Raw genomic sequence first — 24,055 nt, 5'->3', positions numbered from 1 at the left:
CCGCACATCCCGGGGTGACGGCCGATACGCGTGCGACTGGAGTGATCCGACCGCACCGACGACGGCCATGACGGCACGGAACCCGCTTCCCCCGCCCGGGTGACACCACCGGCACGCACGGGTTTGACCGGCACCGTCCGGGCGCCCGCTCGATCCGGCACCGCGCAGCCCCCTCCACTGCGCGGTGCCACGCGCGCAGCTTTGCTCACGCGAATTACCTGCGTACGAACTTACGTGACCGGGCGGGTCGAGTTCGACCCGAGAAGGACAACGCTCAATAACGATGTGGAAACCCTGTGAGGATCGCCGGGCGATTCCGCACCCTGCCGCCGGACGCGCGAAGATTTGCGAAGGTACCTCACATAGGCCCGAAAAACCCGGCTCGCCCCTCTCCCTCCTCCTGCCTTCCGTCCGCCTTCCTCGCACCTCCCCCGGGAGGCCCGAAGCCGCTGGAGATGGAGGACGGACTCCGTCCTACTCCTCTCCTAACGTCGCCTCATGACGAAGACGACGGGGATCACTTGGGCCGCGGCGAGCGCACGGCGCTGCCAACGGCAGTTCCTGGCCATGTCCGCCCGTACGGGCACGCCGGTCGCCGACGTGGCCGCCGCGATGCTCGGCGTCCACGCCCAGGTACTGTCGGCGGCCGAGCTGTCGCTGGGCCTGCGGACCGACGGCGTCACCCGCGCGGACGTACGCGAGGCCCTGTGGCCGACCGCCCCGCCCACCGCGGCCCCCGCGTCCTCGCCCTCGCTGGTGAAGACGCACGGCCCGCGCGGGACGGTGCACCTGCTGCCGGCCCGCGACCTGCCGATGTGGTGCGCCGCCCTGCCCGCGATCCCGGACGGCACGGCCGCCTTACCCACCGGCGTACGCCTCTCCCCCGGGCAGGCCGACCAGGTCGTGGCGGCGATCGCGGACGCGCTCGACGGCGCGTTCCTGACCGTCGACGAACTCGGCGACGAGGTCGTCGCCCGCACCGGTCCCTGGGCGGGCGACCTGGTCATGCCGGCCTTCCAGACCATGTGGCCCCGCTGGCGCCAGGTCCTGCACCGGGCCGGCCAGTGCGGTGCCCTCTCCTTCGGCCCGAACCGCGGCCGCAGGGTCACGTACACCCGCCCGCCCCGCTTCACCCCGCTGCCGCCCGAGGAGGCGACGCGGCTCCTCGTACGCCGATACCTGTACGCGTACGGGCCCGCGACGCCGCAGCACTTCGCCCGCTGGCTGGCCGCACCGCCCGGCTGGGCGAAGGCCCGCTACGCCGAACTGGCCGCCGCGGGCGCCATCGAGGAGGTCCGCTTCGAGGGCGCGCAGGCGTGGGTGGTGGCCGGCGACACCGCCTTCCCGGACGCCGCGGAGCAGGACGAGCTGACTCGGGGTGTGCGCCTGCTCCCCTACTTCGACGCGTACGTCGTCGCCGCGCAGCCGCGGGAGCTGCTCTTCCCGGGGGCCGCGTACCGGCGGGCGCTGGCGGGCGGGCAGGCGGGCAACTTCCCCGTGCTGCTGGTGGACGGGGTCGCGGCGGGCGTCTGGCACCAGCGCCGCCGGGGCCGGCGTACGACGGTCACGGTCGAGCCGCTGGGCCGCCTGACGGCACGGCAGCAGGGCGAGCTGGCGGACCGCGCGCAACAGGTGGGAGCCGTACTGGAGGCGCAGGCGGAGCTGGTGATCGGCGAGGTGACGGTGGGGGCGCACGCATAAGGGGCCCGGGCCCCGGCGGGTGTCAGGGCATGGCCCGCGGCTTGCGCACGTCGAAGAGATGACGGGAGCTGTGGGCGACGAAGGGCCCCTCGTCCTGGATGCGCTCGTGCAGGTCGCGCAGCCGGTCCCGGTACGCCTCGACGGTGAACCCGGGGACCATCCACACCACCTTGCGCAGGAAGTGGACCACGGCACCGACGTCGAGGAACTCCATCCGCAGCCGCTCCGCCCGCAGCTCCACGACCTCCAGCCCGGCCGCCTCGGCGTCGGCGCGCTCACGCTCGGGATGACGGTGCAGGTGGTTCTCCTCCGGCAGCGGCCCGAGGAAGTACTCGATCAGCTCGAAGACGCTGGCGGGCCCGACGTGCTGGGCAAAGTAGCCGCCGCCGGGCGCGAGCACCCGGGCGACCTCGTCCCAGTGCGGCTGGACGGGATGCCGGCTCACGACCAGGTCGAAGGCGCCGTCCGCGAAGGGCAGGGGTGCGTCGTCCGCCGAGGCGACCACCGGGACACCGCGCGGGCTCAGCCGCCGGGTGGCCTCGGCGACGTTGGGCCCCCATCCCTCGGTGGCGACGACGAGCGGGGCGCGCCGGGGGCCGGCGGCTCCGAGGGCGAAGTCCAGCACCTCTCCGCCCCCGGTCTGCACGTCCAGTACGGCGGTGGCCCCCGCCAGCCGCTCGGCCATGGACCGCGCGTACCCCCAGGACGGCCGAGCCTCGGTGGCCCGCCCCTCGAACCAGGAGAAGTCCCACCCTTCGGTGGGAACGGCGGCACCCTCGGCCACGAGGTCGTCGAAGTCACGGCTGACTGCGGGGTGGCTGACGGCAGGACGGGCGGGGTGGTCGGAGGAACGGCCGTGGGAGGGGTCGGAGGAACGGCGATCCGCCATGACTAGTCCACCACCAGGGGCCGGACCTGCTCGGCGGCGAACCGTACGAACCCCTCCGGATCGGGTTCGTCCCCGGTCGGCTGGAGGATCACGGTGTCGGCCCCGGCCCCGGCCAGCCGCCGCACGGCGTCCGCAACGGCCTCCGCGTCCCCGGCGACCCCGAGATCCGGCACGTCCCCGACACCTTCGGCGACCAGCTCGTCCCGAAGCCGTTCACCGGCGCCGGGGCCGGTGGCGGCGAGGAGATACACGACGACCTTGTGCGGGTCCGTCCGCCCGGCCGCCGCACGCCCCTCGTCGATGAGCCGCCGGGCCCGGCGTACCCCGTCCGGCGGAGTGTTCGCGGTGAGCACGGTCCCGTCGGCGGCCTCACCGGCCAGCCGCAGCGAGCGGGGCCCGGTGGCACCGGCGAACACCTCGACGGCCCGCTCCGGCGGCCAGTCGAGTGCCACGTCGTCAAGTCGGACGTAGCGCCCCTTCGACGTCACCCGTTCCCCGCCCAACAACGCCCGCAGCGCGACGAGATGCTCCCGCAGCAGCGTGAGCGGCGACTCGGCCCGCGCCCCGACCTGCCCCATCCAGTCCTGCACCCCGTGCCCGACGCCGAGGACGGCGCGGCCGGGGAACATCCGGTGCAGCGTGGCGGCCTCCATCGCGGTGACGGCCACGTTCCGCAACGGCACGGGCAACAGCCCGACCCCGACCCGCACCCGCTCGGTCCACGCGAGGGCGGCGGCGGCCGCGGAGATCCCGCCCTCCCGGAAACAGTCCTCCCACAACCACAACTCCTCGAGCCCCACCTCGTCGGCGACACGAGCCACGGCACGCAGCCGCTCAGGGGCCAACTGAGGACGAAACACGGCACCGAGTCCAGTCATGACGCCTTCCTACCTCCGACCGGGGCCCCGCTCAACACGATTACGACGACCCCGGGCCTACGAGGCCACCCGCAACGGATCCTCGAAACGAACGGTCTCGACCATCCCCCTCAGCAAGGCCCGATACTCCTCCCGCCGCGCAACCGCGGTACTACTGACCGTGAACACGGCCAACCGCTTGCAGTCGGGGTGCGGGATGTACGCGTGGACCTGGAGGAGGGGGAGCTGGGGGAGCCCGCTTTCAGCGGCGTAGCGCAAGGTGCTCTCGCTGAGGACGGCGGGACCGCAAGGAAGCTCCTCGAAGGCGATGTGCGTATGCCCCTTGGCCGACGTGGCGGCGCGTGCCGCCGTTACGCCCCGGGGAGCGACGTTCGTGTCGCGCCACGAGATGGTGAAGAGGGAGAGCAGGTGCGCACTCGTGAGATCGATGTCGTCACGATGCAGACCGACCGAGCAATGGACCGTGCCGAATCCGCACAGCGCCCCGAGCATCCGCTGCCCCCACGCAAGCTGCGCAACAAACCGCTGGCGCACCAGTTCACTGGGCGCGGCTTCGAGCAACGGAGCAACAGCCTCGCGCATCGCTTCGGCGTCTGCGGAGCCGGGTTCGGCGAGCAGGGAGTTGAGCGGCAGAGGCATGAATCCTGCCGGCTCGCCGAACCACAGCTCTGCCTGTGGGTCGCGGACGGATTCATGCAGGACAACCATTGGAGTGTTCACGACACGCCTCTCATCTGGTTCAAGAATGGACGGGCTTAACCCCCGCGCGTCGACCACGCTCAACGTCCTCAGGAGTGGCACACCAATCATTGAAGTGCTGCCCACTCCGTGTACCGATTCGCTGCTCAATTACATGCAAGCGTCGAGGAGCGACACCTTTCCTGCCTGGAGCAGCCAAAATTCCGATGAAACGAGGATCACCCGCAAACCAAACCGTTTCGATATGATTCTTCAGCGTCGGTTTTGCATGAGGGGACATACGTTTCACCCACCACCGCGTACGGAGATGCGAAGAAAACACGAGAGGCAACAGATGACCTCGACGTCCCGGGTTAGGAAACTCAAACCAGCCATATTGCCCCCCTTCCACCTCAGGTCGGTCACTAAGACCTCGAGGAACGTCGCGCATAATTCTCCACGGATATTCCCGAAGGACTCTCAGCATGAGAAATGCTGTCAGAAAAATCTTCAATTGTGCGGCCACGCGATAAGGACCGTAAAGAAAGTAGGGCATACAGACCCAGACTGCCCATTGCGGCCCGTAGGTGGAAATGGCCAGAAGCAGAACCCAGCAGGCACCCCACCAAAAGGCACCGATCACACACAGGGAAATGTGGCGAGCCCATGCCCAGCGCGTAGGGAGATGACCCCATGCAGGGCGACAGGAAACGGGGTCCACAGTTGTTTATCCCTTCGGCACGTCAGAACACATGGCGAACAAGGCCCAGAATTCCACCGTTGTCGAGCACAAGACGGGAGCCGTCGATTCCGGCAACGGCGCCGTCCTTGATGCCGTCATCCTCTGCATCCACAGCAGCGTTGTAGAGGCCAAATCCACCAGTTCCGATTCCGGCCACTCCGGAAGCTGCCGCGATAACATGAGCTGCTTTCGCAGGGTCGTCGAACCCACGGACCGCTCGCGCGACCAGATGATTTTCCAGTCCAACGATGAGTTTGGCTTCTTCGAAGGACTTCGAACCGTACGTGGCCGCCTTCTGCCAGAAATCGAGTGACTGACCACCTGTCCGGATCACTCGAGTAGCCTTGATGCTGCCTTTGACCACTGCTCCCACTCCAGGCAGTACTGCCGCTGCGTCTGCCCCTACCGAGACGGCATTGCTCCAGAAGTCGGAATCGAACTCCCCCTTTGCGACACCGTCCAGAAGTGAAGCACGAACCTCGGGATCACTGAGCCGGAGCAGAAGCGCCGTGGCACTCAAACCTGAAGCCGTGAGCATCAAGCCAGCCACCGTCGCGATACCCCAGCCCAGCGGCCCCGCAAGGAGAAGCGCCACCACCCCGATCAGCCCCGCCAAGAAGCTGAGGATGTCCGGGAGGTTGTCGCCCAGCCAGTCGAGTACCTCGTCGAACCAACCCGGCTCATGCGGTACCAGCTTCTTCGTGGCGTCCCGGATCTTCCGCGCCCGATACCCGGCCTTCTCCTCATGCTCCTCGGCCAGCCTCTCCGCCTTGCCGATGATCTTCCTCAGCTCGGCCCGGGCATCATCGAGGTCACCGTTCGCGCGCGTGAGTGCCTTCTGCGCGACGTCGCCGTCGGCCCCCTCCTTCTTGAGGTCGGGGTCCTGCTCCGCCGAATCCGCACGCCCCTGTGCGCGGTCCACCGCGGCCCGGGCGTCCTTCGCGTCGCCCTCCAGCTTCCTGGCCCGCCGCTGGAAGTCGTAGAGTTCGCCCTCCCAGCGGTCCAGCTGCCTGGCCGCCTTGCGGATCGAGTGCGCCGCGTTCTTCAGGTTCAGCGGCAACGGCCCGCCGTCCAACTGCTCGCGAAAGGCGACGGCGGCGTCGCCGTTCCAGCAGCTGCCGTCGAGCAGCTTGGTGACGAGGTCGTACGCCTCCTGGAGCACCTTCGCGCATCCGCTGAGCTTCTTCTCCAGCCCGCGCACGGTCTCCGTGTCCCCCGGCACGGGATTGAAGCCGAGGTGCGGATAGTCGGGGTTCGGGATGGGCGGCGCGGACTTGAGCCCCTGCGGCCTGCCCAGGTCAGCCCGCGACTGCGGGTCGAGAGCGGCACCGTACTGGTCCTGGCCGACCGTGACGGTCACTTCCCGCCGCCGCCCTCGGCCTCGCGCGCCTTCCGCAGCGCCGCCTCGAGCGCCTTGTCGACTTCGAGGTAGCTGTCCTTGCTCTTGCCGATGATGTCGGCAAGGTCCTCCGTCTGTTTCCCGATCTCCTCGGAGCCGTACTTCCAGTCCTCCTGGAAGGCTTCGCACGCCGAGTCCAGCTCATCCGTGCCCAGCCCGACGATCGTCGCGTCCGACAGCGCCTTCCGGACGCCTCTGAGTGAAGTCGACGACTCCTTCAGCGACGTCATGAACCGCCCGAGCTCGTCCCCGTCCACGGCCAGCCGTTCCGCCACCCGCCCGTCCCCTCTCACCGGTCCACCGCACCGATGAGAGGAACGACGCCATCCGCTTTTCGTGACGCCCTGGCGGCTACCGCCGCCCCGAGGACTGGCGAGACGATCAGCGGTTGACGGCCTGGATCTCCTGGACGACGACGTCCTGGGTGGCCCCGAAGGTGCCGTCGGGGAGGTCACCCCCCGCGTTGCCGGTGCCGGTCCAGTGGATCTCCCAGGTGACCGTCGCCTGCAGCGGGAACGTCCCGCCACCCGAAGAGCGCAGGTACTTCACGCCGCACGGAGGTGTGTCGTCCGCCCTGCCCTTCTCGTACGGAGCGCCGATACGGCCGTCCTTGATCTCGCAGACCCCCGACGCCGGGTAGGTCTCGGCATCCGGGGTGCCCGGTTCGATCTGCAGCGACACAGGCTCCGCCGTGGCCGTCGCCTCGATCCCGATCTCCTCCACGGACGCGGTGACCGAAACCGGCTTGAACTCGGCCCCGTCCAGCCACGCCCAGGTCGGGAGATTCACCTTGGTCGCCTCGGCAGGCGCCAGCGTCACCTCGGTGCCGGGGACGCGGAGCTCCGCGTAGGCAAGCTCGGCGAGTACCTCCGGGGTCACGGCGTTCTCCTTGTCCGCCGGCGGCGGGTCGCCCTTGTCCACCCAGAAGTAATCCGTGTCGCACTTGTCCCAGCCCGGCGGGAAGCTCTCGTTCACATACCTGCCCCACCAGAAGCCCTCGCCGGTCTTGTCCTTGTTGAAGCCCTTCTTCTCATCCTTGGCGTTGTACTTCTCCCGCTGCTTGGCATCCCACTCGTACCCCGTGGACTCGGCCTCCCAGATCGGCTCCAGGTAGTCCTGCAGCTCCTGAGGGGTGAACTTCGGGGCATACCAACACGCCGGCGGACTCCACGAGGTCGACGACGTCACCGGCCCGACCGAATCACCACTGCCGTTCTTCGACCGGTCGAAGACAACCCCGCCCACCGTGACCGAAACAGTCCCGTCATCCCCGGCATCGGCGCGCTGCTCCGTTCCTGAATTCTGCGTGTTGCCGTCCAGGATGTCGTCAGCCTGTGCCGCCCCGGGCAGGATGAGAACGGACAGACACCCGCTCACCATCAGTGCTGCTGGCAGCACCTTCATTGAATGTGTCAGGGCTGGCACTTGGCGCTCCCACTCTCCGAGGCGATCTCCTGGATCTCCCACACGCCTTCGTCGTTCTTCTTCAGTGACGTGTGGTAGATGACGTAGCTCTTCGCTGTTACCTCGGTCTTCCTGACCTTGTTGGTCTTCAGGTACTTCACATATGCCTTGCCTTGGTCTTCGCAGTACGTGAAGGAAGCGGTGCCGTCCTCATCGACCGCTACTTCAGGGGCGTAGAAGCGGTAACTCCCTGTGAGTCCCGCCTTTTGGTCAACGTAGTTCTGGATGAACTTCTGCGTACCAGCTGCAGCTTCGCCCTCGTAGTAGTAGAGGTACGCCTTGTCGAGCGCGTCCTGGTTGACAATGGCCAAGTCAACGGCCTTGATGGATTGCTCGGTGTCCGCAAGGATCGCATCCTTGTCCTTGTCACCCGTCTTGGGCCACTCGAACTCGTAGGAGAGGTCGGCCGGGAGTTCGATCTTCGGCCTATCGGCCTTCGACGGCTCGGAGGAAGCCGACGAGGCGGACGGGGAGGTGCTCCCTGTGTCCGCTCCCGCGATCTGGTCATCCCCCTTACCCGGACTGTCGTCGTCGCTGCCGCACGCGGACAGCGTCAAGGCCGCGGCGGCGGTCAGCGTGAGCGCTGCGAGGAAGGTGGGGCGGCGGCGATTCACTGTCGACTCCTGGGTGGGACGAGGCTTCTCTTCAGCGAAGCAACGCTATCCACCGGGGCCGAAGGACACCAGGGCGAAGTTCCATGACACACGTCGACCCAGCCACCGGACACCAAGTGCGGTGTGTGGCGGGCAACCCGTGCACGGCACGCCGAGGGCCGCCCTCCTCCTGCCAACCTGTTCTTGGCCAACTGGGCGTGACGTGGGGGAATGTGAGTGAGTGAAGACCGGAACCCCGAATGGTCACCGGGGACCGACGAGGCTCTGCGCCGGGTCGAGTGGCCGCAGAACCGCATGGTGCCCGCGGAGACCTGGGAAGCAATCCTGCGTGAGCGTGGACCCCACGAAGAGGACGAGGCGGCTCTTGGGCTCCTCGCCGGATCTGGTCGCCAGCCACATGTGGGCCACGGACAAGGCTGCCACAGAATAGAGATTCTCATGGAGAATGTGGATACTGCTTTGCTTCTCCTCACGACGTTGTGCCCGCCTCCCGCTCACCCAGCACTCGGCCGAGCCACTGAGGGCATCACGATCCCAACCAGTCACAACGCCTTGATCCGGACATACGGCACAGGATGTTTCGACGAGTTCGTCTGGGTTTTCGCGGAGAATGCCCAAAGCGTGCAAGTGGACATCACCGAGCGCACCCGCGAGCTGCGGACCATTCTGCGAAGCAAGGAGATGATCACGATCCGTCACGACTTGGGCGTCCATCAGCTCCAGGTCGACGATCTCGTGCAATGGGGAGTTACCGACAACGCCGACGTACTTGCCTGGATCACTCGCGGGGAGCCGGAGGAGTGGCCGACCGTGATTATTCAGGCGGGGCAGTTGCGTTCCGTTGTCTCTCCTCGCAGTTCGACGGCTACGATCCTCGACCTGCTCACGCGGTCAACGGTCGTTCCGTTCTTTCCTCCCGACTTCCCCGGCGATCAGCCCGAGTTCTTAACGAATCCATACAGCTGACTCGCGCACCCTGGACGCCGGGGGGGCCACAGTGTCCGCCGTACCCGGATCGGTGATCGCCTGCGATATGTCCGTCGGCGGGTGGGTCTTTGTACGGCTTCCCATTCACGACGTAGGACTCACCGGACCGGCGCCCCCCTGGTCGTCGGTTCGACACGCAACAGGAAGGTCAAAGGGCCGGCTGTCGTCCGCGGGGCGGTTATGTTCGGCGGGGTGTCGGGGCTGGACGGAGGGCATGCGTATGGGACGGCGGCGGTGGGGGGACGGGGTGGGGGTGCTGGCCGTGGTGGGGGCGGGCGGTGAGCGCGTGCGGGTTCCGCTGGAGATCGCGAGTTCGTACCGCGCGCGGACCAAGGGGCTGTTGGGGCGCGAGTCAGTCGACGGGGCGATGTTGCTGAGTCCCGCCAACAGTGTGCACACGTTCCGGATGCGGATGGCCATCGACGTGGCCTACCTCGACCGGCGGCTCACCGTCATCGCCGTGCGCACGATGCGGCCGGGCAGGCTGGGTCGGCCCCGGTTGCGGGCGCGGCACGTGCTGGAGGCGGAGGCCGGTGCAATGAGCAAATGGGGGGTGCGGGCAGGGGCACGGATAGAGGTCGTCGAGGATCCGGCAGAGCTGTGCCACGGAGTCGATCGGGAAGGCTAATCGTCCATGACATCGACGGGATGGTCGCCGCAATCCTCCAAGACTCTCGGATTGCCGTGTGTGATCACGAGCAGGTACGAGGTCGACACAAGGGCGCAGTCCTTGTGGGCCAATGAGTCAGAGCCTCACTCGTGCGGGACTTCTTCAATCACCGTCTCCCGGAAGCGCCATGACCCGCGGTTGCCGAACGCCTCTGCCCGCAGGCCCATCTCCCAGGCGATGCGGGCAGCTCGGTGTTGCGACAGGTCGGGATAGTGCTCCGGAGAAACCTTGATGTAGCCCCGTCTGTCTGTGGGATACGTACGCAGCGCCTCCCGGAGCCCTTCTTCTTGCTCCAAGGGCGTGGTGTGGCTACGCGCGACGGTCTTGTACACCTTGCGCATGCCGACCGACCGCTTACCCTCGTCTCGCCGCTTCGCAGCGTCCGATCCTCGCCATGCTATCCAGCCGACAGCACTGAGCGCGGCCAGGGCGAGCGCCCCCGCACCGAGCACGTCACCAGTCGCGTCTGCCTGCCCCGGAGTCTGGGGTCGCAGTTCGCCCTTAGGGTCCTCAACCACAGTGATGGTCTGCCCGACATCGAACGAGTCGGATGTGGCCTTCAGAGCACCGCCCGGAACACTTGTGCCGTCCTGATGCTCCAGCTCGTAGTTGTAGTCGCGCGCCTTGCGCCCTTGCGCCGGATCGCGCCACTCCTTCACGACTGTCGCGGTGACCTGATCACCGCGCTGCTGCAGCGTGAGGTCGTCACGAGCCACGGCGGCGACATACACGCACATCGCGGAGGTGAGCACAATGAACAGGGCCACGCCTGCGCTCGACTCCCTGGCCCCGAAGTTCCGAATCAACGCAATGAGAACGAACCCGTGAGCGATCCACACGAGGACCTGGACGAAAGTCCCCACTTCGTCCACGAGAAGGAACATTCCAGGAATGACGGCGAACACATAGCATCCGATGACGGCCGCCAGCATAACCGGGTACCGCGCGCGTCCCTTGGCCGCCTCGCCTGCCGCGTCTGTCCCCCCGCTCATACTTGTCACTCCGATCCTCCAACACCCTGACTACCGGACTCCGAAGTTTCCCCCTCATGAGGCTCGTCTGCCGAGATTGACTTCATAATGCCGCCGAGCATCTCAAGGTACTCATCCCAGTGTTCGATGTCCTGAGTCATGAAGACAAAGAGGACCGAACCGGGGCCATTTGCCAGAGGCACATTGAACTGCACTTCTCGGACCAGTGCGGGTATGGGCTCGTCGAGACCGAAGAAGATGCCAGGGACCTCAAGGTCCTGGTCACGAATACAAAGGGCAGAAATGCCGTACGGCAGCATGACGAGCCCGACCTCGGCATCCGGGTACAGGCGGCGCCACAGGGCTGCCGTACGCTTCGCCGACCCCTGTCTGTCCTGGCTCTGTGGACCGGTGTCCGGTCGCTCAACCAGCACACAGAGCATCCCCTGGGACAATTTGTTCCCGCGCATGCGAAGTAGGCAGCTCGATATGTGTTCGGCTCCGCTCGCGATCACGGTCTGGAGGATGTACTCGCTCGACGCCACGAGGTTGAACTTCTGTTGCGGTGCGGCATCCGCAAAGAGGGCGTCGATCACGTCCGTCATCCGCAGCAAACGGGACTTGGCGTCCTCTCTGAGATCGATCTGCACAAAGCCCGGGGGCAGTTCGAACCAGAAGTCGGCTGTGTCGGCGGGTGAAACGGCGGCCGTGGGAGGCGTCCTCGCGTTCTGAGCGTCAGCGACTGCCATCAATCCGTCAACTCCCAGGCACCCAAACCGATGGTGCTGCCTACTGCGACGAGTCCGCCAAACCGTCCGCCTCCGGTGCCCGTGGCTACATTAGCCAAGCCTGTGCCCCATGTAGCTGCGTCGTAACGGCCAGCACTGGTCTCGTACGCATTGATCGCGGTCGGCGCTGTCCAGGCGAGCTGTGCTGCGGCCTGGATCCCTTCAGTGGCCGTCAGCGCGGCACCACGCGAGACGCCCAATTTGCTGGCAGCAGCCATCACAGGCTTGTCGATCACCTTCGCTACCGGATCCGCGGCCTTCATGAGGTTCTTGGCCGTAGCACCCGCCGTCTTGATGCCGACCTTGGTACCCGCGACGACGCCGCCGGCTGCCCGCCCGGCCTTGACACCCGCTTTGACGCCGCGGAACGCTGCTCCGACACCAGGCACCATGCCGAGCGCGTCGCCACCCAGCGTGAGCCAGTTACCGATTCGTTCACCAGTGGGCGGCCAGAGTCCACTCCAGCCGTAGGCCGAGGCGTGAGCAGCGAACGCCACCGCGCTCAAACCGATGGCCAACGGAGCAAGCACCGGACAGAAGATCGCGATGACACCGATGACTGAGGCCGCGACGGTGATCCAGTCAGCGTGGCTTTTGATCCAGTCGCCGATGTCGGAGAGGAGTTCGCCCACCTGACCGGGGAGGTCGGCTATCGCCTCGCCGAGATCTGCGATGGCGTCACCGAGCTTGTCCCACATGCCGGGTTCGTTCGGAGCGATGTTCATAGCGCTCTTCAGGCGGTCGGCTATCTCCTTGCCGTACTCCTGGTAGTTGCCAGCCAAGCGGCGGCCGCGGCGGCGGAGCTTCTCAAGCTCGTGTTCCTTTGCGTTCACAGCGCGGTCGGCGCCCTGAATCGCATCCTTGTGATCCTGTGTGGTCTTCTTGTCGTCGTCCGCGTCCTTGAGCTTGTCGGCTATCGAATGCGCCTTGCCCAACTGCTCATTGACCTTGGCTGCCTGATCCTCAAGCCGTGCCGCCTCCGCCTGTTTGGTCTCCATGTACGCCGCCCAGTCCTCAAGGACGGTTGCGGCGTCACAGAAGGAGTCACGTGCGTCATCCATACGAGGGCGGAACTCGTCGTCGAACTTTTCTCGGAAGACCTCTGCCGCCTTCCCCTTCCAGTCCCCGACACCGGTTCCGTGCAGGACCTCGGATATTTCGACGAGAGCCTTCGCCGTCCTGCGGACTGTCTTGGCCACATCGTCGGCCATCGTTTGGTCACCAGGACAGGGCACGAACCCGAGGGCGGGGAAGTTCTCCAGCTTTGTCGCAGGCACAGCTACTTACCGCTCCTCTTGGCCTGTTCCTTGTTCGCCTTGGCGAGTTCGTCGTCGAGCTTCTCGAACGCCTCTTTGACAGTGAGCAGTGCCTTGGATGCCTTCTCGGAGAACTTTGTGAGCTGTTTTATACCGTATGACCATTCGTCGCCGAAGTCGTCCATGCGCCGGGCAAGCTCGGGAACCCCCATAGCACTGCCGGTGATCTCCTTCATCTCCCGACCCGGCTTCTTCATCAGTTCGGCGATGTGATCGAGGTTGTGTCTCACCCGGTTCAGCACCTCGTAGTCAGCGGTCAGATCGCTCACAGTCTCGCGGTCCCCTTCGCGCGGCTCGTTCCCCTCCGAGGCCAAGTTGTCGCCTCACGCAAGGCGCGTCTGCGGCAGCTACGACACTCCTCGAACGCATCAAAGCTATCCAGAAGACACATGGGAACACCAGTTTGAACGCGCCCCTTCGGTCAGCCGACAGCCATGCTCGGGCCATTCGCTCAACATCACGGAGGCCGGGGCGATGACTGAGTGGGGGGCTCGGAGGGGGGACGGGTGGAGGTCGAGCGGGGGCGGGAGTTGCTGATCGCTAACTGCGGATGGGTCGGCGGAGTCGGCAGACGAAGTTGGTCGTCCTGGCGTTGCCATGAGCGGTCGCCGTGCACATGGCGGACGTCGGTGTTCCGGTCGTCAGCGGGGAGTGCAGGGTTGGTTGTCGCGGGGTGCAGTTCGCGCCTCGGTCGGCGAGATGCCGTACGCCTCGCGGAAGGTGCGGCTGAAGGCGGCGGGGTGGCGGAAACCCCACCGGGCGGCGATCTCGCCGATCGTGCGGTGGCGCAGACGCGGATCGACCAGGTCGGTCCGGCTGCGTTCGAGTCGGCGGCGGCGGATCGTCGCGCTGACCGTTTCGGGCTCCTCCTCGAAGAGGGCGTGCAGGAGGCGGATGGATATGTGGTGGTGCGCGGCTATCGTCGCCGGGCCCAGGTCCGGCGAGTGCAGGTTGTGGTCGATGAAGGCGTTGATGCGGGTGAGGAGCACCCGTCGGCGGCTTTCGACCGGGAGCGCGGTAGCACTGTCGAGGCGGGCCGCGAGGAAGGTGACCGCGAGGTCGAGGGCCACGGTCCCCAGGCGGCGCAGCTCCGCCGGACCGCAGTCCGCGACGTTCTCGCGCAGACCCGCCAGGTAGGAGGTGAGCAGTGCGCCGGCCCCGGTGCGGGCGGGCAGTGACGTGGCCACCAGGTCGTCCGTCTTGTGGCTGGGCAGCGGCACAGCCGCTCGGGGCAGCCGCAGCACGCTCACCCGCGATTGGCGGCCCTGGTCCTGGAACTCGCTGGCCAGGGGCTGTGACGTGTCGAAGAGGGCCATGTCTCCCGTGCGGAGCAGAACGTTGTTGCGGCGCTGCTCCAGGCCGATGGGGCTGCCGTGGACCAGGAAGAGGTAGTAGTTCTCCGGGTCGGACGAGCGGATGTGGTCCGGCGTCCGGCGCGCCGACATCGGTGAGAAGGAGAAGGCCGAGTACTCGGTGTCCACCAGCCCCACCGTGGTGACCTCGCCTTTGAAGTGGTCGGCGTACTCGCTCGCCAACGCCACCGGCATCACCGCCTTGCTGACCATCTCCCCCCACCAGCCGAATCCGTCGGGCCCGCTGACGCTGTCCGTGGAGAGGTGCACCGACGCTCTTGCACCGGCCCTCCCCACTGCTGTCCCCCGTTCCATCCCCCACCCCCGTAGCGGTCGCGCCTCTGCCGACACCGCGACATTGTCCGCCGCAGCGCGGCGTTGCGGGAGCTGTCGACCGGTCAGTTCGGGCGCGGGGTGCACCCAACGTCAAGGAAGTCTGCACGCTGGGTCGAGGACAGGGGTGCGGGTGTGGCTGACAGTGGTGAGCCCGGATCGGTTCGGTGTCGGAGTCGGTGTCAGAGAGGCGTGGTAGGGCATTGAGCAGTTCTGGTGGCGGTGCCTCGCCGGGGCGGCGTATGGGGGAGGTGGCGGCCGTGGTATCGGCGATCACGGCTGTCGCGGGGCTGCTCCTGGCGGTTTTCGGGATCCCTCTCGTGGGAGGTTCTTCGCCCCTCGGGCGCAGTGGCGGTGCGGGTGCGGGGGCGTCGCCCTCGGACGGGGTCGCCGCCGCGGCGTCGCCGACGCCATCGCCGTCGCCGTCGTCATCGGCATCGGCATCGGCATCGCCGTCGTCTTCGGCGCCGGCTTCGGGTTCGGCCTCTCGGCCGGGTTCGGGGGGCCGATCCGGTTCGGCTTCCGCCTCGGCGTCGGCCGCCTCCTGTTCCGCGTCCCTGCCGAAGGCTTGGACTCGGGTCGAAGAAGACTCTCTGACCGTCTGCTTCGGCCGGCCGGACGGCTGGGACGAGGTGCCCGCGAGCGAGTTGCAGAGCACCTGGCGCTCTCCGGACGGCGCGTACGACCTGAGCGTCAAACGGGACACGTCGTACGGGTCGACTCCGCAGGCCGCCTCGGCGGGGCAGCTGGCCTGGTACCGGGACACCGCCGAGTCGTCGATGGCCGACCTGGAGGTCACCACGCACAAGACGCGTCAGAACGGGCGGGACGCCGTGTGGCTGGAGATCGACTATCACTGGGCGAAGCAGAGCGAACCCCGCAGGCGCCTGGAAGTCTTCGTCGCCGGGAGGGCGGGCTACGTGTACCAACTGCTGGTCGACACCGAGGCGACCGCCCAGCGCCTCTCGGAGCAGACCCGTATGTTCGCGACCGCGCGGGAGAGCCTGCGGATCGATGTCCCCGCGGCGTGACCTGTTTCCGGGGGCCTTCCTCAGGGCGAGACGATGTGGAGCAGTGCCGTGCCGTCCGTGGCCGTGGTCGCCTGGATCACCACGGCGTCGGGCTGCGGGCTCGGGCGGGTGGGCGCGAGGGTGCCGCAGGAGTTGCCGCTGCCGTGTGCGCGGAGGTACGTGACGCAGCCTTGGCCCGGGCCGCTCGCGCCGCCGCTGGAGCGGTTGTTGCCGGACTTCACCTCGTACTCGATCTCGTTCGGGCCGACCTTCGTCACCGACAACGTTGCCCGGCCGGCGTCGCCCGGTGCCTGGAAGCGGACGGTCACGGGCTCGGTCACGGCGATCTCGCAGTTGCCGTCGGTGCAGGCGCCGGGGTCGGTGCCGTCCGCTGCCGCGGAGGTGGGCGAGGGGGAAGGTGAGGGGGACGCGGGTTCGGCTGCGGGGCGGGATGTCGTGGGGTGGGTCCGGGGGGTTCGGGGCGGCTCGTCGTCCGTTTCGTGGGTGCTGCTGCACGCGGTCGTCGTGAGGGCGGTCAGTGCCGCGAGGGCCATCAGGGCGGTGCGGGTGGTGCGGGTGGTTCGTGAGCGGGGGTGCATTCGCTTCCTCATGACGGGTCAGGGTTCCGTGCGGGGGAAGGAGACCTCGACCCTGCGGTTCTTCTTGCGGCCGGCCTCCGTGGAGTTGTCGGCGATCGGGTACTGCTCGCCGTAGCCGCGGACCTCGTAGGTGATGCCGGCGTCGTTGAGGGACTGGGACAGGACGTCGTGCACGGCGTTGGCACGCCGCTTGGAGAGCGCGTCGCCGTGGGCGGAGGAGCCGAGGTCGTCGGTGAAGCCGAAGACGCGGACCCTTGTGGCGTTCTGGGTTCTGATCTCGTCGGCGATGCCTCTGATGCGGGACTTGGCCTCGGCGCCGAGCTTGGAGCTGTCCTTGCCGAACAGCACCTCGGCCTGGAGGGCGAGTGTGACGCTCGTGTTGGTGTCCTCGCGGCGTTCGTCGCCGCTCTGCTCTTCCACGACCGACTTGATGTCCAGAACCTTCGCCTGGGCGAGCGTGGCCCCGTCCGGGAGCTTCAGGTCGGGGTCGTTGGGGTCCACCTCCACGGGGGCGGAGGCGGAGGGTTCGGTGCCCGGGGGGTCGTTGGGGTCGTCGTCGGCGTGGGCGGGGGTGGTGCCGTACAGGGTCGTGGCGAGGAAGAGGGTGACTGCGGTCAGCAGGCGCGGGGGTGAGGTCATGGTGTGCCTCACCCGGAGATGGAGATGGTCGCGCTGGCGAAGGTCGGTAGTTGGAAGGTGACCTCGGTCGTGGCCGCCGGGGGTGACGGAAACTGCATGAACACGGCTAGTCGATCACCGGCCTTGATGGTTGAGAGGCCGGTGGTCGTCAACGGGCGGCCCTCTGTGTCGCGCAGGACGTAATACCGCTTCTTGCTCTTGGAGTCGACCAAGGTGGCTCCGCCGAGCGACCGGCCGTTCTTGATGATCTCCGTCTCGTTGCCGCTCAGACCCGATGGAATCGCCACACTTTTGTCACCTTCGTTCTTCAGCTCGCCGTTCACAGTCACGAAACCGCCGGAGTCGCGTTCGGCGGAGGTAATCCGCAGCAGCAAACCATTACTTCCTCGCAGTTCGGCCAAAGGCTCTTCTGCGCTGCCTTCCTGAGCGCTCGGTTCGGACCCCTCCGCAGTCGACGCCGATGCCGCCGCCTTGGGTTTCTCGTCGTCGCCGCCGCTACTGCAGCCGACCGCACCGATGGCCAGGCTGAGGAGAACGCTCAGTGAGAGCGTCGCTCTGCGGGTTGAGGTCCGCATGCTCATGTCTTCGTTTCCTTCATCACTCGTCACCCGCTGGTGAGTCGGCCAGGTGGACGTCGAACAGATCCTCGGGCTGCGGTAGATCCGTGAGGTCATCCGGTGTGAGATCCCATTGCGTGCCCTTGCACGACAGACTGGGCAGTTCGGCTCCGTCATCGTTCTCGGAGGAGAGTTCGAACGAGCAACGGCTGTCGATGACGGCGGTGGCGGACTCGGTGGCCTTCTGAGTCTCCGTTCCCGGCACGATGGTGTCGCCTACGGAATCATTGGTCTCGGCGACAACGGTGTATGCCAGCAAGCCTTCGGGACGGCAGGTTACGCTCGCGTCGTTGCGTGCAGCGAGCTGCTGAGCGCGCCAGCAGGCGTCGGTTACGGGCGCTTTGCCCTCGAAGATGGCTTGCCAGGATTCCGGGTCGAGTATGTTCGTGACCCACTGATCGACAAGCTGATCTCGCGTTTCGAGAGCCGCAGCGAGCGCGGCCGCATCCGCAGCAGTTTGAGCCTTGTTCCGAGTCGCTCCGGCCTGGCCGACCGCCAAGTACGCGAGCGCCAGAAGAAGCAGGCCCCCCACCACGGTGATGTAGATGGGGAAGGCCTGCCCTGCGTCGCCGAAATGACTGGGTCGGCTCAACCACCGGTGACTTCGGCGATCTTCGACGTGATCGCATCGAAGATCGTCTGCCCGATGTCCGTCCCCGTGATGGCCAGGACGATGGCCACCACCACCGCGATGATGCCCAGGTACTCCACCGCCGTCTGGCCCTTGTCGTTGCGGGTGGTGGTGTGGGTGTGCAGGTAGGCGGCGATGGTGTGAAGCCAGTTGGTCATGGTGTTCCCCTCCAGGGTGGGCGGAGCCGCGTTCCTCGTGCGGAACGTGCGGGTGGGCGGCGGTGATCTGCTGGCTGGTCATGCCGGACGTCACGTCGTCGTCCACGATCGCCACCTCCCTTGCGCTCGGTTGGGACCTCGGCCTGTCGGGAGTACCAGGCAACGACTGTCCCACAGCTGATTGCATGTGCGAAAGGTATTGCGCAGAATGGGTCCTACTGGGCTCGGTTTCATCGGTTGTTGACGTTGATGGCGTATGTGCAGTCGCACTGTTTTCGTTTACGCGTTGCTCCTCCCTACTCGCCCGTGATCGTGCCGAAGTCCGTCCCCGAGCCCAGGATCAGGCCCGCGCCGAGGAGGATCATCGTGGCCGGGACCATGAAGGTCGTGATCATCAGCGTGGCCTTGGGGACCGCGCGGGCGGCCTTGCGGCGGGCGTTCTGGGCGTCCGTGCGGCGCATGTCCTTGGCCAGGGAAACCAGGGTGTCGACGATGGGGGCGCCCAGTTCCTCGCCCTGCTGGAGCGCCGTGACGAACATCGCCACCTGTTCGGAGTCGTTGCGTCGGCGCAGTTCCGTGAAGGCCTCGCGGCGGCTCATGCCCAGGTCCATCTGGCGGAGCGTGATGCGCAGTTCGTCCGCCCAGGGGCCCTCGTACCGCGTCGACACCCGGTCCAGGGCCTGGCGGAAGCCCAGGCCCGCGCTGACCACCACCGCAAGCACGTCCAGGAAGTCGGGGAGCGTGCGCTCGATGACGTCCTTGCGGATGCGGATCGCCGACCAGATGCCCACCTCCGTCCAGAACGCGCCGAAGGCCAGGAGCAGCAGGGCCACCAGGTACTGGCCGCGGAGGAGGAAGACCAGGAAGCCCAGGGCGCCCAGGAAGCCGTAGACGGCGCGGCGGGCGGCGTAGCGGTCGATGGTGAGGCCGCCGGGGTTGCCGGCCAGGTCGATCCTGCGGCGGTACCTGGCGACCAGGGCGGGGCCCATCAGGCGCAGTACGGCGGGGGCGTAGCGCATGCCCATGCGGTCGATGAGGGAGTGCGCCGCGCCGGTGCGGGTGGCGCCGACCTCCAGGGCGAGGGCGAGGTCGTCGGGGAGTCTGGCGTCGGCCCGGTACATGCGGATGCCGGCGAAGGCGCCCCAGACGGCCAGGGCCATGAGGAGGGCGAGGAGTATGCCGGGCAGTTCGAGACCCATGTCGATGTCTCCCCCCTCTCAGACGTCGATGCGGGACATGCGGCGGATGAGGACGAAGCCGACGGCGTAGAGCGCGAAGGCGGTGATCACCGCGACCTGGCCGGCCGGGGAGCCCGTCATGCGTTCCAGGGCGCCGTCCTTCACCCCGTTCATCAGGAGCAACGAGCCGACGCCCAGGACGGGGACGGCGTACGACGTCATCGTGACCTGGGAGAGCTGGGTGCGGATCTCGCGCCGGGTCTCCTTGCGTTCCTCCAGGGTCTCCGTCAGGTTGCGCAGCGCGCCGACCACCTGGCCGCCCGCCCGGTTGGAGAGCACGAGGGTGGTGACGAGGACGACCAGTTCGCGGGAGGGGAGGCGGCCGGCGAGTTCGCCGAGGGCGTCGTCCATCGAGGCGCCGATGGCGAGCTGGTCGGCCACCTTGCCGAGTTCCTCGCCGGCCGGGGCCTCGAGTTCCTCCGCCGCCATGCCGATGGCGGTGCGCAGGGCGAGGCCGGCCTGGGTGGCGTTGGCGAGGATGCGGGCGAGTTCGGGGAGTTGGTTGATGAACTTCTCGATGCGTTTCTGGCGTTGCCAGTTGAGGAACTGGACCGCCACGCCGATGCCGAGGAGGCCCGCCAGGGGGCCGAAGAAGGGGGCCAGGGCCGCCTGGCCGATCAGCCACAGGCCCGCGACCGTCGCCAGCATGTAGGCGAAGAACTCGCCGGGGGTCACGTCCAGGCCGGTCGCCGACAGGCGGCGTTCCAGGTTCCGGCCGAGTCGGGTGCGGCGCAGGCGGCGGTCCAGTCCCGGGAAACGGCGCCGGCGTCCCGTCACCGGTGTCCGGCCGGCCGCGGTGAGGCGGTCGACCAGGGCCGCGCGCTGGGCCTTCCCGGCGGCGTACGAGTGCAGGCCGACGACCGCCAGGACGCAGGTCAGCAGGGTGATGCCGGTGGTGAGCGTGACGAGCGTGTCGAGTTCCAGTTCCATCGGGCGGTCCTACCTGGCTTCTCGGGTGGTGAGCTGGTCCGGTGTGCGGGCCACGCCGAAGGCCTGCGGGACGGGCTGGCCCGCCATGTAGAGGCGCTCGGCGGTGCGGTGCGGGAGGGGGTGGTACTCGTAGGCGCCGAGGACGTGGCCGTCGGGGGTCATCGGGCGGGCGTTGAAGCGGGCGACCGTGGCCAGGCGGTACGGCTCCCCGCCGTGGCTGGCCAGCAGGGCGATCTCGGTGATGCGGCGGGCGCCGTCGGCGAAGCGGGTGAGCTGGACGATGACGTCGACGGAGCTGTTGATCTGGTCGTGCAGGGCCACGAAGGGGATCTCGACGTCCGACATCGAGGCCAGCGTCTGCAGGCGCATCAGCGCGTCCTCGGCGCTGTTGGCGTGCACGGTGGCCAGCGAGCCGTCGTGGCCCGTGGACATGGCCTGGAGCATGTCCAGGGACTCGCCGCCGCGGACCTCGCCGACGACGATCCGGTCGGGGCGCATGCGCAGCGAGTTGCGGACCAGGTCGCGGATCGTGACCCGGCCCTGGCCCTCGACGTTCGGGGGGCGGGCCTCCAGACGGATGACGTGCGCCTGCTGGAGCTGGAGTTCGGCCGAGTCCTCGATGGTGATGATGCGGTCGGACTCGGGGATCAGGCCGGAGAGGGCGTTGAGGAGCGTGGTCTTCCCGGTGCCGGTGGCGCCCGAGACGATGATGTTGAAGCGGGCCTGCACGAGAGCGGCCAGCAGATAGAGCATGTTCTCGTCGAGCGAGCCCAGGCCGAGCAGTTCGTGGAGGGTGAAGGAGCGCGGGAAGCGGCGGATGGTGAGGGTGGCGCCGGTGAGGGAGAGCGGGGGGATGATGACGTTCACGCGCTCGCCGGAGGGGAGGCGGGCGTCGACCATCGGGTTCGACTCGTCCACCCGGCGGTTGACCGTGGAGACGATGCGCTCGATGGTCTGCATCAGCTGGTCGTGGGAGGCGAAGCGCAGGGGCAGCTTCTCCACCCGGCCCGCCCGTTCGACGAAGATCGCGTCGGGGCCGTTGACCATGATCTCCGTGATCGAGGCGTCCTCCAGGAGCGGTTCCAGGATGCCGAGGCCGAGGGCCTCGTCGACGACCCGGCGGATCAGCTGGGAGCGTTCGACCGTCGACAGGACCGGGCCCTCGCGGCTGATGATGTGCCCGAGGACCCGCTCCAGGCGGGCCCGCCGCTCGGCCGTCGCCAGCGCGCTCATCTCGGCGAGGTCGATCTCCTCCAGGAGCTTGGCCCGGTAGGAGGCGACCAGGTGTCCGTCCTCGCCCCGGCTGCCGTGCTCCTCGGGGGAGTGGATGCGTGCGCGCAGGCTCATGCGTCCTCGGCTCCTCGGTCAGTGGTCCAGCGGCATGGTGGCGGTCTTGCGGGCCGGGTCGAAGTCCCACCCGGGCACGATCGACGGGATCTCGACGGTGGCGGTGACCGTCACCTCGTCGCCGCCGTAGGACGGCCCGGGGCAGCTCGTGCCGTCCGCCAGCCAGCTGCTGACGGCCGCCGCGCACGCCGCCTGGGCGCTCTCCTGGAGCGAGGCGCTGCGCGCCCCCGCGCGGGCCGCCGTACCGGCCTGCTGGGCGGTGTACGCGATCAGGCCGAGCTGTACGACGGCCATGCCCACGAGGACCAGGATCGGGAGGAAGCCGAGGTACTCGATGGCCACCTGGCCCCGGTCCCTCGGCCGTCGCCCACCGGCGTACGGCATCCCGGCCGGCTTGCTGCGGGAGTACGGCATCTGCGTCGTCGTCCTGCGGGAGTACGGCATCTCAGTCGTCCTCCTCTTCCACGGCCCCGGCGTGACCGTGCACGGTGAACGGGACGCTGAGGGTGCCGGGGAAGAGGAGGGGGACCTCGATGTGCACGTCGGCGGTGACGTAGCCGCCCGCGGTGCCGCAGTCCACCCGGGCACCTCCCTCCCACGAGCCCGGCAGCTTGTCCAGGCCCGCCTCCTGGCAGGCGCCCTGCCGCGCCCCGCGATCGGCGGCCGTCGCCGCCCGTACCGCCTCGTCCGCAGCATTCCCCGCGAGCGTGTACGTGTATCCCACGAGCACGAGCTGCCACAGCACCACCAGCGTCGCGACGATCACCGGCGTCATACCGAGGAACTCGATGGTGACCTGGCCGTCGTCCCGGGCACGGTCCCGCCCGCGTAACCCGCTCACCCGGCACCGTCCTTCCGCCGCCGGAAGCCGGCCGCGCCCCGGTCGCCCCGTTCGCCGCGGAAGCGCCCGTGGCCCCTGCGGCCCCCCTCGGGCAGGCCCGCCAGGCCCAGTTCGCCCGCCAGGGTCCACAGGGCCTGCTTCACGGTGCTCCTGGCGTCCAGTTCGTGGACGCGGCCCGCGTCCACGGCGCCCTGGAGTTCCTTGAAGGCCGCGGGGACCGTGGTGGCGGCGATCGCCGTGCCGGTGATCTTCTGGATCAGCGGCGGCTGGATCTCCGTACCCCGCGTGTGCCGGTTGACGACCACGGTCGTCTCCTGCGCCTTGCGGATCTGCAGCCGCTCCCACATCCGCACCGCCCGCTTGGCGCCCCGTACGGCGACCACGTCCGGGGTGGTGACCAGCAGCGCCGTGTCGGCGCTCTCCACGGCGGCCGCGCCGGCCCCGCCGAGCTGGGCGCCGCAGTCGACGACGACCACCTCGTACCGGGAGCGCAGGGCGGCGACGATCTGGCGGGCGGCGCGGTCGGTGACCTCCTCGCCGCGTTCGCCCTCGCCGGGGGCGAGCAGCAGGGCCAGCCCGCTGTCGTGGCGGAAGACGGCGTCGGCCAGGACGCGCGGGGAGAGGTCGGTGATGGCGGCCAGGTCGGCCACGGAGCGGCGGAACTGGACGTCCAGGTAGGAGGCGACGTCGCCGGTCTGCAGGTCCATGTCGAGCAGGGCCGTGGACCGGCCGGACGCCTGTGCCGCCAGGGCGAGTTGGACGGCGGTCAGGGTGGCGCCCACGCCGCCCTTGGCGCCGCTGACGGTGACGACGGTGCCGCCCGCTCCGGTGAACACGTCGACGGCGCCGCCGAGGTGCCGGCGTACGCCCACCGACCACTGGGCCACCGCCTGGACGCGGCTGGCGAGTTCCTCGTACCCGAGCGGCAGGGCGACCAGGCCCCGGGCGCCGTAGTCCATGGCGGCCTGGAAGAGGCCGGGGCCGGGGTCGGAGGTGACGAGGATGACGCCGACGGCCGGGAAGCGGAGGGCGACCTCGCGGATCAGCTCCAGGGCCGGGACCGGTCCGATGCGCTCGTGGACGACGACGACCTCGGGCAGTTCGTCCACCGACTCGGCGGCGAGCCGGGCGAGGGTGTCGACGAGCTGGGTGGAGTCGGCGACCGGGGCGACCGGTTCGGCGTCCGGCAGCTGGCTGAGCAGCGACGTGAGGGACCGTACGGCGTCCGGGTCGCCGACTGCCGGGAGGATCCTCGTGGCCATG

At 68.2% G+C, this 24,055-nt stretch carries 27 protein-coding genes; 4 read left to right on the top strand and 23 right to left on the bottom strand.

Annotated features, from left to right (window positions below; all coding sequences use genetic code 11):
- Nucleotides 1–498: 498 nt before the first annotated feature.
- On the top strand, nucleotides 499–1,701 hold the full coding sequence (locus K7854_RS07190; protein ID WP_226025523.1) for a winged helix DNA-binding domain-containing protein: 1,203 nt from the start codon (nucleotides 499–501) through the stop codon (nucleotides 1,699–1,701).
- Between the two features lie 22 nt (nucleotides 1,702–1,723).
- On the opposite strand, the gene K7854_RS07185 is transcribed toward K7854_RS07190, so the two are convergent.
- From K7854_RS07185 to K7854_RS07155, 7 genes are all read right to left on the bottom strand, one after another.
- The gene (locus K7854_RS07185; RefSeq protein ID WP_226025522.1) at nucleotides 1,724–2,590 is read right to left on the bottom strand and encodes a class I SAM-dependent methyltransferase; all 867 of its coding nucleotides are present in this window, start codon (nucleotides 2,588–2,590) and stop codon (nucleotides 1,724–1,726) included.
- Nucleotides 2,591–2,592: 2 nt separating this feature from the next.
- Entirely contained in the window at nucleotides 2,593–3,468 is an 876-nt protein-coding gene (locus K7854_RS07180; protein ID WP_226025521.1) for an LLM class flavin-dependent oxidoreductase, read from the bottom strand.
- Between the two features lie 57 nt (nucleotides 3,469–3,525).
- Nucleotides 3,526–4,188 (bottom strand): hypothetical protein, encoded by a 663-nt coding sequence (locus K7854_RS07175; protein WP_226025520.1) that lies wholly within the window; start codon nucleotides 4,186–4,188, stop codon nucleotides 3,526–3,528.
- 701 nt (nucleotides 4,189–4,889) lie between these two features.
- The gene (locus K7854_RS07170; protein WP_226025519.1) at nucleotides 4,890–6,248 is read right to left on the bottom strand and encodes a hypothetical protein; all 1,359 of its coding nucleotides are present in this window, start codon (nucleotides 6,246–6,248) and stop codon (nucleotides 4,890–4,892) included.
- Nucleotides 6,245–6,562 (bottom strand): DUF6317 family protein, encoded by a 318-nt coding sequence (locus K7854_RS07165; RefSeq protein WP_226025518.1) that lies wholly within the window; start codon nucleotides 6,560–6,562, stop codon nucleotides 6,245–6,247. The genes K7854_RS07170 and K7854_RS07165 overlap by 4 nt, the downstream gene beginning before the upstream one ends.
- Nucleotides 6,563–6,668: 106 nt before the next feature.
- Nucleotides 6,669–7,667 (bottom strand): hypothetical protein, encoded by a 999-nt coding sequence (locus K7854_RS07160; protein ID WP_372481009.1) that lies wholly within the window; start codon nucleotides 7,665–7,667, stop codon nucleotides 6,669–6,671.
- Between the two features lie 32 nt (nucleotides 7,668–7,699).
- Nucleotides 7,700–8,365, bottom strand: coding sequence for a hypothetical protein (locus K7854_RS07155; protein WP_226025516.1), 666 nt, complete (start codon nucleotides 8,363–8,365; stop codon nucleotides 7,700–7,702).
- A gap of 216 nt (nucleotides 8,366–8,581) precedes the next feature.
- Between K7854_RS07155 and K7854_RS07150 the strand changes: the two genes are divergently transcribed.
- The gene (locus K7854_RS07150) at nucleotides 8,582–9,331 is read left to right on the top strand and encodes a hypothetical protein (protein WP_226025515.1); all 750 of its coding nucleotides are present in this window, start codon (nucleotides 8,582–8,584) and stop codon (nucleotides 9,329–9,331) included.
- 241 nt (nucleotides 9,332–9,572) lie between these two features.
- A complete protein-coding gene (locus tag K7854_RS07145; RefSeq protein ID WP_226025623.1) occupies nucleotides 9,573–9,980 on the top strand; it encodes a DUF192 domain-containing protein in 408 nt (135 codons plus the stop codon).
- Between the two features lie 125 nt (nucleotides 9,981–10,105).
- Here K7854_RS07145 and K7854_RS07140 read toward each other — a convergent pair whose 3' ends face one another.
- From K7854_RS07140 to K7854_RS07120, 5 genes are all read right to left on the bottom strand, one after another.
- The gene (locus tag K7854_RS07140) at nucleotides 10,106–10,954 is read right to left on the bottom strand and encodes a hypothetical protein (RefSeq protein WP_226025514.1); all 849 of its coding nucleotides are present in this window, start codon (nucleotides 10,952–10,954) and stop codon (nucleotides 10,106–10,108) included.
- Nucleotides 10,955–11,019: 65 nt separating this feature from the next.
- Nucleotides 11,020–11,742, bottom strand: coding sequence for a hypothetical protein (locus K7854_RS07135; protein ID WP_226025513.1), 723 nt, complete (start codon nucleotides 11,740–11,742; stop codon nucleotides 11,020–11,022).
- Entirely contained in the window at nucleotides 11,742–12,992 is a 1,251-nt protein-coding gene (locus K7854_RS07130) for a putative T7SS-secreted protein (protein ID WP_226025512.1), read from the bottom strand. The genes K7854_RS07135 and K7854_RS07130 overlap by 1 nt, the downstream gene beginning before the upstream one ends.
- 68 nt (nucleotides 12,993–13,060) lie before the next feature.
- Nucleotides 13,061–13,366 carry a hypothetical protein gene (locus K7854_RS07125; RefSeq protein WP_226025511.1) on the bottom strand — a complete coding sequence of 102 codons (306 nt, stop codon included), beginning with the start codon at nucleotides 13,364–13,366 and terminating at the stop codon, nucleotides 13,061–13,063.
- 372 nt (nucleotides 13,367–13,738) lie between these two features.
- Complete coding sequence (locus K7854_RS07120) at nucleotides 13,739–14,719, bottom strand: AraC-like ligand-binding domain-containing protein (protein WP_226025510.1); 981 nt, start codon at nucleotides 14,717–14,719, stop codon at nucleotides 13,739–13,741.
- Between the two features lie 710 nt (nucleotides 14,720–15,429).
- Between K7854_RS07120 and K7854_RS07115 the strand changes: the two genes are divergently transcribed.
- The gene (locus tag K7854_RS07115) at nucleotides 15,430–15,813 is read left to right on the top strand and encodes a hypothetical protein (protein ID WP_226025509.1); all 384 of its coding nucleotides are present in this window, start codon (nucleotides 15,430–15,432) and stop codon (nucleotides 15,811–15,813) included.
- A gap of 20 nt (nucleotides 15,814–15,833) precedes the next feature.
- Here K7854_RS07115 and K7854_RS07110 read toward each other — a convergent pair whose 3' ends face one another.
- The 11 genes from K7854_RS07110 to K7854_RS07060 form a co-directional block, all read right to left on the bottom strand.
- The gene (locus K7854_RS07110; RefSeq protein ID WP_226025508.1) at nucleotides 15,834–16,403 is read right to left on the bottom strand and encodes a hypothetical protein; all 570 of its coding nucleotides are present in this window, start codon (nucleotides 16,401–16,403) and stop codon (nucleotides 15,834–15,836) included.
- 6 nt (nucleotides 16,404–16,409) lie between these two features.
- Complete coding sequence (locus tag K7854_RS07105; protein WP_226025507.1) at nucleotides 16,410–17,030, bottom strand: OmpA family protein; 621 nt, start codon at nucleotides 17,028–17,030, stop codon at nucleotides 16,410–16,412.
- 8 nt (nucleotides 17,031–17,038) lie between these two features.
- A complete protein-coding gene (locus K7854_RS07100) occupies nucleotides 17,039–17,611 on the bottom strand; it encodes a hypothetical protein (protein WP_226025506.1) in 573 nt (190 codons plus the stop codon).
- Between the two features lie 16 nt (nucleotides 17,612–17,627).
- Nucleotides 17,628–18,239 (bottom strand): pilus assembly protein TadG-related protein, encoded by a 612-nt coding sequence (locus K7854_RS07095; protein ID WP_226025505.1) that lies wholly within the window; start codon nucleotides 18,237–18,239, stop codon nucleotides 17,628–17,630.
- Complete coding sequence (locus K7854_RS07090; RefSeq protein ID WP_226025504.1) at nucleotides 18,236–18,436, bottom strand: Flp family type IVb pilin; 201 nt, start codon at nucleotides 18,434–18,436, stop codon at nucleotides 18,236–18,238. Before K7854_RS07090 ends, K7854_RS07095 begins: the two co-directional genes overlap by 4 nt.
- A 296-nt stretch (nucleotides 18,437–18,732) precedes the next feature.
- Complete coding sequence (locus tag K7854_RS07085) at nucleotides 18,733–19,635, bottom strand: DUF5936 domain-containing protein (RefSeq protein ID WP_226025503.1); 903 nt, start codon at nucleotides 19,633–19,635, stop codon at nucleotides 18,733–18,735.
- Nucleotides 19,636–19,653: 18 nt separating this feature from the next.
- The gene (locus K7854_RS07080) at nucleotides 19,654–20,604 is read right to left on the bottom strand and encodes a type II secretion system F family protein (RefSeq protein WP_372481005.1); all 951 of its coding nucleotides are present in this window, start codon (nucleotides 20,602–20,604) and stop codon (nucleotides 19,654–19,656) included.
- Nucleotides 20,605–20,613: 9 nt separating this feature from the next.
- Nucleotides 20,614–21,951 (bottom strand): TadA family conjugal transfer-associated ATPase, encoded by a 1,338-nt coding sequence (locus K7854_RS07075; RefSeq protein WP_226025502.1) that lies wholly within the window; start codon nucleotides 21,949–21,951, stop codon nucleotides 20,614–20,616.
- Between the two features lie 18 nt (nucleotides 21,952–21,969).
- Complete coding sequence (locus K7854_RS07070; RefSeq protein ID WP_226025621.1) at nucleotides 21,970–22,365, bottom strand: TadE/TadG family type IV pilus assembly protein; 396 nt, start codon at nucleotides 22,363–22,365, stop codon at nucleotides 21,970–21,972.
- Between the two features lie 31 nt (nucleotides 22,366–22,396).
- Nucleotides 22,397–22,792 carry a TadE/TadG family type IV pilus assembly protein gene (locus K7854_RS07065; protein WP_226025501.1) on the bottom strand — a complete coding sequence of 132 codons (396 nt, stop codon included), beginning with the start codon at nucleotides 22,790–22,792 and terminating at the stop codon, nucleotides 22,397–22,399.
- Complete coding sequence (locus K7854_RS07060) at nucleotides 22,789–24,054, bottom strand: CpaE/TadZ family protein (protein WP_226025500.1); 1,266 nt, start codon at nucleotides 24,052–24,054, stop codon at nucleotides 22,789–22,791. The genes K7854_RS07065 and K7854_RS07060 overlap by 4 nt, the downstream gene beginning before the upstream one ends.
- Nucleotide 24,055 lies beyond the last annotated feature (1 nt).

The organism is Streptomyces hyderabadensis (assembly GCF_020404845.1).
In the GTDB taxonomy this organism is placed as follows: Bacteria; Actinomycetota; Actinomycetes; order Streptomycetales; family Streptomycetaceae; genus Streptomyces; species Streptomyces hyderabadensis.
Note: the sequence above shows the minus strand (reverse complement) of the source record. Positions and strands in the feature narration are given on the sequence as shown.

Bases quoted from the DNA above. Each gene is read 5' to 3' on its own strand.
- K7854_RS07080 (WP_372481005.1), bottom strand. From the start codon at position 20,604: ATGGAACTGGAACTCGACACGCTCGTCACGCTCACCACCGGCATCACC.
- K7854_RS07130 (WP_226025512.1), bottom strand. From the start codon at position 12,992: ATGGCCGACGATGTGGCCAAGACAGTCCGCAGGACGGCGAAGGCTCTC.
- K7854_RS07180 (WP_226025521.1), bottom strand. From the start codon at position 3,468: ATGACTGGACTCGGTGCCGTGTTTCGTCCTCAGTTGGCCCCTGAGCGG.
- K7854_RS07110 (WP_226025508.1), bottom strand. From the start codon at position 16,403: ATGAGGAAGCGAATGCACCCCCGCTCACGAACCACCCGCACCACCCGC.
- K7854_RS07085 (WP_226025503.1), bottom strand. From the start codon at position 19,635: ATGGGTCTCGAACTGCCCGGCATACTCCTCGCCCTCCTCATGGCCCTG.
- K7854_RS07070 (WP_226025621.1), bottom strand. From the start codon at position 22,365: ATGCCGTACTCCCGCAGCAAGCCGGCCGGGATGCCGTACGCCGGTGGG.
- K7854_RS07075 (WP_226025502.1), bottom strand. From the start codon at position 21,951: ATGAGCCTGCGCGCACGCATCCACTCCCCCGAGGAGCACGGCAGCCGG.
- K7854_RS07105 (WP_226025507.1), bottom strand. From the start codon at position 17,030: ATGACCTCACCCCCGCGCCTGCTGACCGCAGTCACCCTCTTCCTCGCC.
- K7854_RS07135 (WP_226025513.1), bottom strand. From the start codon at position 11,742: ATGGCAGTCGCTGACGCTCAGAACGCGAGGACGCCTCCCACGGCCGCC.
- K7854_RS07160 (WP_372481009.1), bottom strand. From the start codon at position 7,667: ATGGTGAGCGGGTGTCTGTCCGTTCTCATCCTGCCCGGGGCGGCACAG.
- K7854_RS07140 (WP_226025514.1), bottom strand. From the start codon at position 10,954: ATGCTGGCGGCCGTCATCGGATGCTATGTGTTCGCCGTCATTCCTGGA.
- K7854_RS07145 (WP_226025623.1), top strand. From the start codon at position 9,573: ATGGGACGGCGGCGGTGGGGGGACGGGGTGGGGGTGCTGGCCGTGGTG.
- K7854_RS07060 (WP_226025500.1), bottom strand. From the start codon at position 24,054: ATGGCCACGAGGATCCTCCCGGCAGTCGGCGACCCGGACGCCGTACGG.
- K7854_RS07090 (WP_226025504.1), bottom strand. From the start codon at position 18,436: ATGACCAACTGGCTTCACACCATCGCCGCCTACCTGCACACCCACACC.
- K7854_RS07190 (WP_226025523.1), top strand. From the start codon at position 499: ATGACGAAGACGACGGGGATCACTTGGGCCGCGGCGAGCGCACGGCGC.
- K7854_RS07100 (WP_226025506.1), bottom strand. From the start codon at position 17,611: ATGAGCATGCGGACCTCAACCCGCAGAGCGACGCTCTCACTGAGCGTT.
- K7854_RS07185 (WP_226025522.1), bottom strand. From the start codon at position 2,590: ATGGCGGATCGCCGTTCCTCCGACCCCTCCCACGGCCGTTCCTCCGAC.